The sequence below is a fragment of the Streptococcus mitis genome (genome assembly GCF_022137125.1).
Lineage (GTDB): Bacteria > Bacillota > Bacilli > Lactobacillales > Streptococcaceae > Streptococcus > Streptococcus mitis_CE.
On sequence record NZ_JAKNEQ010000006.1, the window covers coordinates 136,523 to 149,725 of the forward strand.

Consider the following 13,203-nt stretch of genomic DNA (forward strand, 5'->3'; position numbering starts at 1 on the left):
TTTTATTTTTCTTTCAAGGCAGAGAATAATCCTGCTAAAGCAATAGCACCTGACAAGAGTGCTGTTGATAGAAGAATTGTCTGATCAGCAAGTTCTAATTGATATTCAATACCTTCTCAGCCGGCTTGTCTTCTGCGAAAATTCTTAGTTTCATCTTTTTTCCTCCAAGACCTTAAAACAACTCATCAAACAAACTGAGCTGGTTATCCTCTGGCATATTGCCCAGAATCCCCATTTCATCCATCTTTTCAACCAAGGTTGATGAGAGTCCACCACGCTTGCGTAGTTCTGTTTTAGAGAGGAATTCTCCCTCTTCACGCGCTCGCACCAACTGCTTAGCAACGTTCTCTCCCAGACCATCCATTGCTACAAATGGTGGAATCAGTGTATCTCCGTCAATGATGAATTCAGTCGAATCACTACGGTAGAGGTCTAACTTCCCAAACTTGAAACCACGTTCCCACATTTCATTGACAATCTCAAGAGTTGTATAGAGGTCAATCTCCACATTAGAGGCCTCATTGTTCTTCCGTTTTTCAGAGATTTCTTCCATTCTGCGTTTGATGGCATCCAAACCCGCACCCATGGTCTTGATATCAAAAGCCTTAGCACGGATTGAGAAGTAAGCACAGTAATAATAAATGGGATGATGAACCTTGAAGTAAGCTACACGCAAGGCCATCATAACGTAGGCTGCCGCATGGGCCTTAGGGAACATATACTTAATTTTCCCACAGGACTCGATATACCACTCTGGCACCTTATTAGCCTTCATGGCTTCAATGTAGCCATTGCGTTCCTCTTCGGAAATCTTGAGCCACAATCCCTTACGTACCCGTTCCATGATGGTAAAGGCCATCTTAGGTTCGAGACCAGCATGCATGAGGTAAACCATGATGTCGTCCCGACAACCGATAACAGTCGATAGATCTGCTATTCCTTGCTTAATCAGATCTTGAGCATTGCCCAGCCAAACGTCAGTACCGTGGGACAGTCCAGACAGCTGAAGCAATTCCGCAAAAGTCGTCGGATGCGTCTCATCTACCATCCCACGTACAAAGTTGGTTCCAAATTCTGGAATCCCCAGCATACCTGTCGGAGTTCCGATTTGTTCAGGAGTTACACCTAGTACATCCGTCCCAGAAAAGAGAGCCATCACGCCTTCGTCATCCATAGGGATTTCATTAGGGTCAATACCAGACAAGTCCTGAAGTTTTCGAATCATAGTCGGATCATCATGTCCCAGTACATCGAGTTTGAGGACGTTCTCATCGATATCGTGGAAGTTAAAGTGAGTCGTCTGCCATTCAGCCGTCACATCATCTGCTGGATACTGGACAGGCGTAAAGTCGTAGACATCCATGTAGTTAGGAATAACAACGATTCCCCCTGGGTGTTGTCCTGTCGTTCGTTTGACACCAGCTGCACCTTGAGCAAGACGTTCCACCTCTGCATCGCGATAAAACTTGCCATAATCTCGCTCATAGCCCTTGACAAATCCATAAGCGGTCTTGGCAGCCACCGTACCAACCGTTCCTGCACGGAAGGCATATTCCTCACCAAAGATATCACGCACATCCAAGTGGGCGCTAGGCTGGTCTTCTCCCGAGAAGTTCAAGTCAATATCAGGAACCTTGTCTCCATCAAAACCAAGGAAGGTCTCGAACGGAATATCCTGGCCATTTTTACTGAGTTTGTGACCACATTTTGGACAGTCCTTATTGGGCATATCAAATCCTGAACCATACGAACCATCGGTAATAAATTCGCTGTACTGACACTGACCACAGACATAGTGAGGAGAGAGAGGATTGACCTCTGTAATCCCAATCATAGTCGCAACGAAACTAGATCCTACAGACCCACGAGAACCAACCAAGTAACCCCGTTCATTGGAACGTTGCACCAACATCTGGGAAGCTAGATAAATCACAGCAAATCCATTCCCCAGTATAGATGTTAATTCTTTTTCAATCCGCAAATCGACAATATCTGGCAGTGGATTTCCATAAATCTCAAAAGCTTTCTTGTAGGTCAATTCAGCGACCGTTTCTTCAGCCTTGTCGATGAAGGGCGTGTACAAGTCCCCCTTAACAACCTCAACAGGTTCAAAGATATCTGCCAAGGCATTGGTGTTTTCAATAACCAATTTGCGAGCTAATTCCTCTCCCAAGAATGCAAATTCATCCAACATTTCATTAGTCGTTCTAAAATGAGCTTTTGGAAGAGGAGCGGGTTGAGCATGTTCCCCATGACCAATAGTTCGGTTAATCATCGCCCCCTGTCCCAAACTACGGACGATAATTTCACGGTAAATCTCTTCTTCTGGTTCGATATAGTGGACATTTCCCGTAGCCAAAACGGGCTTGCCAAGACGGTCGCCGACCTCTATCAAACTTTTGATAATGGTCTGTAGTTCTTCCATATCCTTGACCTGCTCCTTGGCGATCAATGGCGCATAGATAGCTGGTGGCATGATCTCAATAAAGTCATAATACTTGGCCACCTCAACCGCCGCATCTACACCTTGGGAAACAACCGCGTCAAAAACTTCACCTTCAGAGCAAGCTGATCCTAAAATCAACCCCTCCCTATGGGCATCTAGAACCGTTCTCGGAATCCGCGGCACTCCTTCAAAGTACTTGGTATTAGACAAGGAAACCAGCTTAAAGATATTTTTTAGCCCTACTTGATTCTTGACATAAATGGTCGCATGCTTGATCCGAGCTTTTTTATAAGAATCTGGACTAATCAAATCAATATTAAGTCTAGCTAGATCGGTCACACCATGTTTTTCTGCTACTTCTTTGATAAAGATGAAAAGCAGGCGACCTGTAGCTTCCGCATCGTAGTTGGCCATGTGGTGATGCTCTAAGGCCACACCAAAACGCTTAGTCAAAGGCCCCAAACCATGACGTTTATACTCAGGATACAGGTTTCTAGCAAACTCAAGCGTATCAATCACTGGTTGACTAATCTTAGGCAAACCATGACGCTCATAATTGGCATTCATAAAGCCAACGTCAAAGGTAGCATTATGGGCAACTAAGACTGTATCCTTGCAGAATTCTTGGAATTCTTGCAAAACTTGTTCTAGTGGTTTGGCATTTTTGACATGGTCATCTGTAATTCCAGTCAACTCAGTAGTAAAAGCTGACAAGGGATGACCAGGATTGATAAATTCATCAAATTCGGCAATAACATTCCCCTTGTACATCTTAGAGGCCGCAACCTGAATCAAGTCATTATAAATAGCTGAAAGTCCCGTTGTTTCCACGTCAAAGACCACATAGGTCGCTTCTGACAAGTCCATCTCTACTTCGTTATAGACGATAGGAACACGGTCCTCCACGATATTGGCTTCCATACCATAGATCAGCTGGATTCCCGCTTTCTTAGCCGCCTTATAGCCGTGTGGGAAGGACTGGACATTCCCATGGTCCGTGATGGCAACCGCCTTGTGTCCCCACTTAGCAGCTGTCGCAACGATCTCTTCTACCTCGGGTAGTGCATCCATGGTCGACATATTAGTATGAGCATGAAACTCAACCCGACGCTCACCTTCTGGCATCAAATCCTTCCGCTCATAGTGAACAACTTCCTGCACATCCTGTACGTTCATAGTCAAATCGCGTGTGAAGTTATTCATCTCCACATTCCCACGCACTCGGAGCCAAGAATTTTTCTTGATGAGATCAAACTTCTGGGCCTCTTCCTCGTTCTTAACCCACTTTTGCATAGAAAAACTGGAAGTGTAGTCCGTCATTTTAAAATTGATTAAAACACGACCTGTTCTGGTCACTTTTTGCTCCATATCAAACACAACCCCTTCAAAGACCAGACGATTCTCCTCCGTCGTCACTTCGATCATAGGAGTAATCTCTGCCTTATCCAGCTTTGGTTTAGCTACAGCTTTTTTGACTTGAAAATCAAAGGCTGGCTTCTCTTCCGCTGGAGGAGGTGCCATCTGTTCCAGTTGTTCCATAGCACGGAGCGCTTCCTCATTGGCCGCTTGAACAATCTGCTCATTTTCAGCATGAAAGGCCTCTTCCTGTTCTTGGGTCAGCACATCATTTTTCTCTACTTGACAATTAAAAGTTGGAAAGCCAAATTTTTCAAGTTGTTTAGCTAAATTAGGAAGGTGATTTTTCTTAAAGTGTTCCTTATCAATCGCCTCGGAGCCTTCAATCAAGAGTTGATTGCCCTCAGCACGAACTTGCAAATTTTGATAAAGGGACTTAAAACCTTGACTAGCACATGGTCCCTCAGAGAAAGCCTCCCTATAGTAGGACTGCAAGAGTTGATTTGAAAATTCTTGAGACAGAGCCTTGATTTCGAAAATAGCTTTATTGCCTGTCTTAGAAAATTCTTCCCTCAAACCTTTCTTTAATTCTAAAAAGATTTCTATCGGTAAAATATTAGAAAATACGAAATGAAACTCCCATATCTTACTAATTTTATGAACCACAACTCGCTCAATATCGGCCTGTGCTAAAGCAGGAGCCTGTCTCATTTCAGCAGGCATCTCCAATTGATTCATCAAAATTTCAAAACTATTTGACATTCATTTTCCTCACATTATTCTCCTACTATTTTACCATACTTAGAGGTGTTTTCTAAAGACAAAAGGAAGCCACTAAGTGACTTCCTTCTAGAGTGAGGACTGATTAGTCTTCACCTTTGTTTTTCTTAATGATTTCTTCTTGTACTGACTTAGGTACATCTTCGTAGTGGTCAAATACCATCATGAATGTACCACGTCCTTGAGATGCAGAACGAAGAACTGTTGCGTAACCGAACATTTCAGCAAGTGGAACGTAAGCACGAACGATTTGGCTGTTACCATGTGCTTCCATACCATCTACACGTCCACGACGAGCAGTTACGTGACCCATAACATCACCAAGGTTTTCTTCTGGAACAGTGATTGTTACAAGCATCATTGGTTCAAGGATAGCTGGTTGTGCTGATTTAGCAGCTTCTTTAAGAGCAAGTGAAGCCGCGATCTTGAAGGCAGTTTCAGATGAGTCGACATCGTGGTATGAACCATCGTAAAGTTTAGCTTTAACGTCAACCATTGGGTAACCTGCAAGAACACCGTTAGCCATAGATTCTACCAAACCTTTTTCAACAGCTGGGATAAATTCACGAGGAACCACACCACCGACGATTGCGTTTTCGAATTCGAATCCTTTACCTTCTTCGTTTGGAGTAAATTCAATCCATACATCACCGAATTGACCTTTACCACCAGACTGACGTTTGAAGAATCCACGTGCTTGAGTAGAAGCGCGGAATGTTTCACGGTAAGATACTTGAGGAGCACCTACGTTAGCTTCAACTTTGAACTCACGACGCATACGGTCAACAAGGACGTCAAGGTGAAGCTCACCCATACCAGAGATAACTGTTTCACCAGTTTCAACGTTTGTTTCAACGCGGAATGTTGGATCTTCTTCAGCCAATTTTTGAAGAGCGATACCCATCTTGTCTTGGTCAGCTTTAGATTTTGGCTCAACCATCAATTGGATAACTGGTTCTGGAACGTTGATTGACTCAAGGATGATTTTAGCTTTTTCATCTGTCAATGAGTCACCAGTTGTAGTATCTTTCAAACCAACGGCAGCAGCGATATCACCTGAGTAAACAGTGTCAATTTCTTGACGGCTGTTGGCGTGCATTTGAAGGATACGTCCGATACGCTCACGTTTACCTTTAGAAGTGTTCAATACGTATGAACCTGATTGAAGAACACCAGAGTAAACACGGAAGAATGTCAAACGACCTACGAATGGGTCTGTCATGATCTTGAAGGCAAGAGCTGCAAATGGCTCTTCATCAGATGCTGGACGAGTTTCTTCTTCATCTGTATCTGGGTTGATACCTTTGATCGCTGGGATGTCAAGTGGGCTTGGAAGGTAGTCAATAACCGCATCAAGCATCAATTGAACACCTTTGTTCTTGAAGGCAGAGCCACACAATACTGGGAAGAATTCAACGTTGATAGTCGCTTTACGGATACCAGCTTTCAATTCTTCGTTAGTGATTTCTTCACCTTCGAGGTATTTCATCATCAATTCTTCGTCAGTTTCAGCAACTGCTTCGATCAATTTTTCACGGTATTCTTGAGCTTGGTCAAGGTATTCAGCTGGGATGTCTTCTTCAAGGATATCTGTACCAAGGTCGTTAGTATAGATTTCAGCTTTCATCTTGATCAAGTCGATGATACCACGGAAGTCATCTTCAGAACCGATTGGCAATTGGATTGGGTGTGCATTCGCTTGAAGACGATCGTGAAGTGTGCTTACAGAGTAAAGGAAGTCAGCACCGATTTTGTCCATTTTGTTGGCAAATACGATACGTGGAACTCCATACTCAGTTGCTTGACGCCAAACTGTTTCAGTTTGAGGCTCAACACCTGATTGTGAGTCAAGAACGGTAACAGCACCATCCAATACACGAAGAGAACGTTGTACTTCGATTGTGAAGTCCACGTGTCCTGGTGTGTCGATAATGTTTACGCGGTGGTTGTTCCATTGAGCTGTTGTCGCAGCAGATGTGATAGTGATACCACGTTCTTGCTCTTGCTCCATCCAGTCCATTTGTGACGCACCTTCGTGAGTTTCACCGATTTTGTGGATTTTACCAGTGTAGTAAAGAATACGCTCAGTAGTTGTTGTTTTACCAGCATCGACGTGAGCCATGATACCGATATTACGAGTTTTTTCAAGTGAAAATTCGCGTGCCATGAGGTTTGTTTCTCCTATTTATTTTTGATTTCTATTCTATTATAACATGATTTTAATAAAAACGGATAGGCAGGACCTACCCGTTCTCAATGTTTTCATGCTATTGTTGGTTTCAACTTACAGGATGGTAAGTTGAGTTATAGCTAATAATAATCGATTTAGCTAATTTGAACCCGGGCTAAAAGCTCGGAAAATAGATAAGCTCTCCTAGAATCTTCGATTCTTCGTCAAACTTCCTAATTTTCAGTCGCTTTTTTAACGCCCTTAGTATCTTAATCTTACCAACGGAAGTGTGCGAATGCACGGTTAGCTTCAGCCATACGGTGAGTGTCTTCACGTTTCTTAACAGCTGCACCAGTGTTGTTAGCAGCATCCAAGATTTCTTTTGCAAGACGGTCTTGCATTGTGTGTTCACCACGAAGACGAGCGATTGTTACCAACCAACGAAGTCCAAGTGTTGTACGACGTTCTGGACGAACTTCAACTGGGACTTGGTAGTTAGAACCACCAACACGACGTGCACGTACTTCAAGTACAGGCATGATGTTTTCCATAGCTGTTTCAAATACTTCAAGTGCATCGTTTCCAGTAGCTTCTTTGATTTGCTCAAAGGCACCGTAAACGATTGAAGCAGCTGTACCACGTTTACCATCAAGCATAACGCGGTTGATAAGACGAGTAACTAGTTGTGAATTGTAAAGCGGATCTGGCAATACGTCACGTTTTGGAGCTCTATTTTTACGACTCATTTCTCTTTATCCCCTTTCCTTATGCTTTTGGACGTTTAGTACCGTATTTAGAACGGCCTTGTTTACGATCGTTAACACCTGCAGTATCAAGTGCACCACGGACGATATGGTAACGTACCCCTGGAAGGTCTTTTACACGTCCACCACGAAGAAGAACCACGCTGTGCTCTTGCAAGTTGTGTCCGATACCTGGGATGTAGGCAGTAACTTCGATAAGGTTGCTCAAACGTACACGAGCGAATTTACGAAGGGCTGAGTTAGGTTTTTTAGGTGTCATTGTTCCAACACGAGTTGCAACACCACGTTTTTGTGGTGAAGAAACGTTTGTTTGAACTTTTTTATGACTGTTGTAACCAACGTTCAAAGCTGGTGATTTAGATTTTTCTACTTTTGATTTACGCGGTTTGCGAACCAATTGGTTAATTGTAGGCATCTACATTCTCCTGTGTTTTTTTATTTTTGGTGATGATACACTTGGTGACAGCTATCATCTGTGTGTACTTTTGCAACATTTGTCAGCACGTCCCTGTACACTCTTGAGAGACCAAAAGTAAAAAGTACCGTGTATTATTGTAACAAAATTTTCCCTTGGTTGTCAAGATATTTTTCTTTTTTATTGTTAATTTTAGCTCTTTTGTAGTGCTCCCTAAAAAAGAAAAAGGAGGAATCCCACCCTCCTAAAGTTAGTATTGTTCCATTCAATCCCATCAATTTTAGCACATAATGGTTTTCGAGATATGATAGTATCACAACCAACCAGATTCTTTAGCGATATTGGCTGCCTCTGTTCGATTACCTGCATCTAGTTTCGAAAGAATATTGGTGACATAGTTTCGGACTGTTCCGTTGGATAGATAAAGTTTGTCTGCAATTTCTTGGTTAGAGAAGCCCTGAGCAATTCCCTTTAAAACTGCGATTTCTTGTTCTGTTAATGGATTGGGATGCGTCATCACCACTTCCATCAATTCAGGCGAATACTCCTTGCGTCCTTCTAGGACGGTGTGCAAGGTTTGCATGAGGTCTGCAATGTTTCTTTCTTTTAATACATAAGCATCTACTCCAGCCTTGACCGCACGTTCAAAATACCCAGGACGCTTGAAGGTCGTCACCACAACCACCCTTGTTTCAAGCTTTTCTGCTCGTATCCATTCCAAGACTTCAAGACCTGTCTTAACAGGCATTTCTACGTCAAGGATGGCGATATCCACAGACGCCTTTTTTAATAGTTGGATTGCTTCTTGCCCATTCTTTGCTTGAAAGACAGACTCTACATCCGGTTGAAGCGTGAGCAACTGGCACATGGCATCTCGCAACATACTTTGATCTTCTGCGACTAATACTTTCATCTACTTTCTCTCCTTATAAGGTAGTCGAACCTGAACTTCTGTCGGTTGTTTCCAACTAATTACCTCTACTTCTCCCGAAAATGGAAGAACACGATCTCGAACTGTATGGAGGTCATCCCCCTTTATAGAAGTAAAGCCACAGCCATCATCTCTCACTGTTAGAATGAGTTCTTTCTCTGTCCGTTCTAATTTCAAGTAGACTTTAGACGCTTTAGCATGTTTGATGATATTGGTCACTAATTCAAGTAAAATCATGGAAGCCGTTGACTCCAATTCCTGAGTTAAGCTAGCTGTATCTAGTTGATTAGCTATTTCCACCTCAATTCCAGCAATTTCTAACATCTTTTTCACAGTCTCTAGTTCGGATGTCAAAGTTCTAGACTTAAGATTTTCCACAATGGTTCGCACTTCATTCATGGAATCCTTGCTGATCTGGTGAATTTCTTTTAATTCCTTTTCCACCTGTGGGTAAGCCTCCATCTGAAACAACTGCAAAGCTAAATCTGTCTTGACACTCAGCATAGCAAAGGTGTGTCCCAGACTATCATGCAAATCCTGACCGATACGACTGCGTTCATTTTCAGCAAGCCATAGATTTATCTGGGCATTTTGCTTAGTCTGAGCTTCTTTCAAATCCTCGATAATGCGAATCCGAACCAAGCCAAAAGTCATTAAATCGATAAAAGTGAGAATTCCAAGTAGATAGACTAGAAACTCAACTTCAACTTCCTGAAAAATCAAAAGTTGCCCCACAACAAGGACTTGAGCAAGGAGAAAAGTCCGGACATGTAAAGAATTAAAACTACGTACGCCGAAATGATAAATTAAGAGATTGGCAAGGAAAAAGAAGAACCAGATATAATTTACACCAACAAAGGCAGTATTCCCAGCTACATAGGCTAGCATAATCACCCAACAGAGCCAGGATAAACGCTGACTCTTGGTGGTTAAAACACCTAAGTAAGCCAAGACAAACAGAATGTCAATCAACAAATGCCAGCTAGGAAGCTCCCCAGTCACTACAGGTAGGATGGGGAAAATCATAAAAATTAAACTGGCCCAATACATATAATCTATGCTTTTCAGTCTTACAAGCATTAAGCATTCTCCTTATGACTTTGAAGGTAAATGGTCAAACCAAACAAAACTGTTGAAAAAACAAGTAGATAAACTGTGGCTGATAAATTGATGCCACCCTCGTTTAAGAAGGTCTTGAGCAACTCCATCAACTGATAAGTTGGTAGGCACTTTCCGATTGCTTGCATCCAGTCTGGAAATAAAGAGATGGGCATCCAGAGTCCACCTAAAACAGCCAAGCTTAGATAGAGAAGATTGCCCACGACAGACATCAGCTGACTAGTTGGTAAGAGAGTCAAGGTCAAGCCAAGTGCTACAAATGCAATACTTCCCGCAATCAGCAAGAGCGCAGCCCCAATCCAGCTTCCTAAAGGCATATCCACACCTCTAACCAAGTGCCCAACTGAGAAAACAACCAGGATTGAGACCAAATAATCAACCATCATACTTGTTATCTTTGATAGATAATATTCTACCATATTTACCGGAGTATGGCGCAATGTTTTCTGCCAGTTGTTGATTTTATCGGTATGTAAGACAGCTGGAAATGAAAACATGGCTGTCGACATCATGGAAAAAGCCGTCATGGAGATGAGGTAATCACGCATAAAATTAGCTGGTCCACCGGGTGTGTCCTGGTACATGCCTGAAAAGAATAAATAGAAGGCTGTCGGCATACCTACTGATAATAAATAATAGACTAATTGTCGTTTGGTCAATAGAAATTCTATCTTGTTTAGTGCGATCCATCGTTTCATCTTAGTCATCTCCCTTTTGTGTTTCTTCAAAGATTGTATCCAACAAACTACGATTATTGACTTCAATTTCTTGAATCCTACATCCTGCTTGCACTAACAGTTCCCAGAAAGCATTTGCCTCTCGTGTGACTACTTGCAGAGCATCTTGTTTTTGTACCCACCTTTCAACCAAGTTTGACTGCTCAACGACTTCCTTGTAAGCTAGAGGAAGGATAAAATGCTTTTCAATCTCCTCACTACGCATAGCAAGAGGCGTCGTGTCACGAATCAATTCACCCTTGTGGAGCACCAAGATTCGATCAGCCGTATGCTCCACCTCTTCGATATAGTGAGAAGAATAGACAATGGTGACTCCTTGCGCTTTTAGGTCCCGAACAATTTCCCAAAAACGTTGACGAGTAGAGGTATCCATGGCAGCAGTTGGCTCATCTAAAAAAACAAGCTTTGGTCGCCCAATTAAGGTCAAGACAAAAGAGAAAAGACGCTTTTGCCCACCTGATAATTTTTCTGCAAATTGCTCTTTTTGTTGCTTATCAAACTGCAATAGTTGATCGATTTCCTGGTTACTCAAGTGATTTGGATAAATTTTTTGAAAGAAAACAATCAACTCTTTTACCTTTAGTTTCTGAACGATTACATTCTCTTGAGGGAGGTAGGATCTTGTATAGTCTAACTTAGAGCTCGTTACCGGCAAATCTTGGATAGATACTTGCCCACTGGTGACCAGTTTATCTCCAAGCAAACATGCCAAAAGTGTCGTCTTCCCAGCACCATTGGGACCAATCAAGGCAACACATTCACCATCAGCTACCTCAAAGGAAATATCCTTCAAAATAGCCTTGCCCTTGATGATTTTATTTAAGCTTTCTACCTTAATCATGTTCATGATATTCTCCTTTCAGCCACTCCTTTCCCATCGGAAAGGCAATAAAAATCATAAATCCTAATCCCCAGGCACCAGGGATGAATTGGTGAAGGAAGGCATGATCAAACCAACCTGTAAACATTTCTACCAACCATACCTCTAGTGATAGTCCAATAAAAAGATAGAGAATCGCTTTTTTCATTTTTCAAACTCCTTTTTCACATCTGAGACCAATTTCAAGCCTTCTCGGATAAGCCAAGACATCATGCCAAATCCTGCAAACAACTCCCAAGGAAAATGATAGAAGCCTTCATCCAATCCTGAAAACATGAGATAAGTCATGACTCCTGCTGCTACTAAACTCATTGCGACAATTACTTTATGTTTCATTTTTTCTTCCTCCATTTGATACATCTAGTATAATTCTTTGAAGGTAGAATCACTAGAAGCTTCTGTCATGAGGAAATATGACAAATGTCATAAAAATTCTGTTCAAAACAAGCAAGATACACTATACAATAAAACACAAGTAGAAAAACTCTCAGTTAGTTTCCTCAAAAGAGATATCAACCCCAATTCACACTATATTGAAAACTAATACTTATTTAAAATCAAAAGAGTAGAAATTTTTATCGTACAAATACATATATTATAGGCATAGCAAAAAATTCTTCAATTACTTTCTTAAAAGTTTGTAAGAATTATACAATCTGTTAAATTTTAATTTATGTACCTAAACTACAGTAATCATTGAACAAATCAGGAAACAAAAAAGTATACTCAATCAAAATGAATTACTGAAATTAAAAAAGAGAGAAGCAAACTGATTCTCTCTTAATGTATATAATATCTAGTTAAAACAAAAAAGATACGCTTACGTATCTCTGTAATGAATCGGGAAGACAGGATTCGAACCTGCGACACCTTGGTCCCAAACCAAGTACTCTACCAAGCTGAGCTACTTCCCGAGTTAAATAGAAAAATGCACCCTAGAGGAGTCGAACCTCTAACCGCCTGATTCGTAGTCAGGTACTCTATCCAGTTGAGCTAAGGGTGCTCATTAGTTTATGCCGAGGACCGGAATCGAACCGGTACGATCGTTACCAATCGCAGGATTTTAAGTCCTGTGCGTCTGCCAGTTCCGCCACCCCGGCCTCTCTAAGCGAACGACGGGATTCGAACCCGCGACCCCCACCTTGGCAAGGTGGTGTTCTACCACTGAACTACGTTCGCACTGTTTTCTTCTATCTAAAAATGCCGGCTACATGACTTGAACACGCGACCCTCTGATTACAAATCAGATGCTCTACCAACTGAGCTAAGCCGGCTCATTTATTTTATCTTAATGCGGGTTAAGGGACTTGAACCCCCACGCCGTTAAGCGCCAGATCCTAAATCTGGTGCGTCTGCCAATTCCGCCAAACCCGCATATATGACCCGTACTGGGCTCGAACCAGTGACCCATTGATTAAAAGTCAATTGCTCTACCAACTGAGCTAACGAGTCTAAAATAACTTCCGTTATCTTAAACGGTCCCGACGGGAATCGAACCCGCGATCTTCGCCGTGACAGGGCGACGTGATAACCGCTACACTACGGGACCTATGGGAGTTAACGGGATCGAACCGCTGACCCTCTGCTTGTAAGGCAGATGCTCTC

The 13,203-nt window shown here is 42.2% G+C and carries 10 protein-coding genes and 8 tRNA genes; all 18 read right to left on the bottom strand.

The genetic code is table 11. The annotated features are described in order from the left end of the window. Positions 1–172: 172 nt before the first annotated feature. Positions 173–4,564, bottom strand: a complete 4,392-nt coding sequence (locus L0P31_RS06900; RefSeq protein ID WP_238096278.1) for a PolC-type DNA polymerase III — start codon at positions 4,562–4,564, stop codon at positions 173–175. A gap of 103 nt (positions 4,565–4,667) precedes the next feature. Beyond that, positions 4,668–6,749: an elongation factor G gene (gene fusA, locus L0P31_RS06905; RefSeq protein WP_000090348.1), complete on the bottom strand. Its 2,082-nt coding sequence runs from the start codon at positions 6,747–6,749 to the stop codon at positions 4,668–4,670. A gap of 278 nt (positions 6,750–7,027) precedes the next feature. Continuing rightward, positions 7,028–7,498: a 30S ribosomal protein S7 gene (gene rpsG / locus L0P31_RS06910; protein WP_000087873.1), complete on the bottom strand. Its 471-nt coding sequence runs from the start codon at positions 7,496–7,498 to the stop codon at positions 7,028–7,030. A gap of 19 nt (positions 7,499–7,517) precedes the next feature. Next, positions 7,518–7,931 carry a 30S ribosomal protein S12 gene (gene rpsL / locus L0P31_RS06915; RefSeq protein ID WP_001142332.1) on the bottom strand — a complete coding sequence of 138 codons (414 nt, stop codon included), beginning with the start codon at positions 7,929–7,931 and terminating at the stop codon, positions 7,518–7,520. Positions 7,932–8,244: 313 nt separating this feature from the next. Continuing rightward, on the bottom strand, positions 8,245–8,844 hold the full coding sequence (locus tag L0P31_RS06920; protein WP_000866712.1) for a response regulator transcription factor: 600 nt from the start codon (positions 8,842–8,844) through the stop codon (positions 8,245–8,247). Continuing rightward, positions 8,845–9,942, bottom strand: a complete 1,098-nt coding sequence (locus L0P31_RS06925) for a sensor histidine kinase (protein ID WP_238096280.1) — start codon at positions 9,940–9,942, stop codon at positions 8,845–8,847. Continuing rightward, the gene (locus L0P31_RS06930; protein WP_238096282.1) at positions 9,942–10,679 is read right to left on the bottom strand and encodes an ABC transporter permease; all 738 of its coding nucleotides are present in this window, start codon (positions 10,677–10,679) and stop codon (positions 9,942–9,944) included. Before L0P31_RS06930 ends, L0P31_RS06925 begins: the two co-directional genes overlap by 1 nt. A gap of 1 nt (position 10,680) precedes the next feature. Then, positions 10,681–11,565, bottom strand: coding sequence for an ABC transporter ATP-binding protein (locus L0P31_RS06935; protein WP_049502237.1), 885 nt, complete (start codon positions 11,563–11,565; stop codon positions 10,681–10,683). Then, positions 11,552–11,746: a hypothetical protein gene (locus L0P31_RS06940; RefSeq protein ID WP_238096284.1), complete on the bottom strand. Its 195-nt coding sequence runs from the start codon at positions 11,744–11,746 to the stop codon at positions 11,552–11,554. Before L0P31_RS06940 ends, L0P31_RS06935 begins: the two co-directional genes overlap by 14 nt. Then, complete coding sequence (locus L0P31_RS06945; RefSeq protein ID WP_025170070.1) at positions 11,743–11,949, bottom strand: hypothetical protein; 207 nt, start codon at positions 11,947–11,949, stop codon at positions 11,743–11,745. Before L0P31_RS06945 ends, L0P31_RS06940 begins: the two co-directional genes overlap by 4 nt. Positions 11,950–12,438: 489 nt before the next feature. Then, a tRNA-Pro gene (locus tag L0P31_RS06950) sits at positions 12,439–12,512 on the bottom strand. A 15-nt stretch (positions 12,513–12,527) separates the two neighbouring features. After that, positions 12,528–12,601: transfer RNA gene (locus L0P31_RS06955), tRNA-Arg, on the bottom strand. 11 nt (positions 12,602–12,612) lie between these two features. Then, positions 12,613–12,698 (bottom strand) — tRNA-Leu (locus L0P31_RS06960). Between the two features lie 7 nt (positions 12,699–12,705). Continuing rightward, positions 12,706–12,777 (bottom strand) — tRNA-Gly (locus tag L0P31_RS06965). Positions 12,778–12,799: 22 nt separating this feature from the next. Then, positions 12,800–12,872: transfer RNA gene (locus L0P31_RS06970), tRNA-Thr, on the bottom strand. 18 nt (positions 12,873–12,890) lie between these two features. Further along, a tRNA-Leu gene (locus L0P31_RS06975) sits at positions 12,891–12,972 on the bottom strand. A gap of 5 nt (positions 12,973–12,977) precedes the next feature. Then, positions 12,978–13,050 (bottom strand) — tRNA-Lys (locus L0P31_RS06980). Between the two features lie 24 nt (positions 13,051–13,074). Beyond that, positions 13,075–13,147 (bottom strand) — tRNA-Asp (locus L0P31_RS06985). Positions 13,148–13,203: the final 56 nt, after the last annotated feature.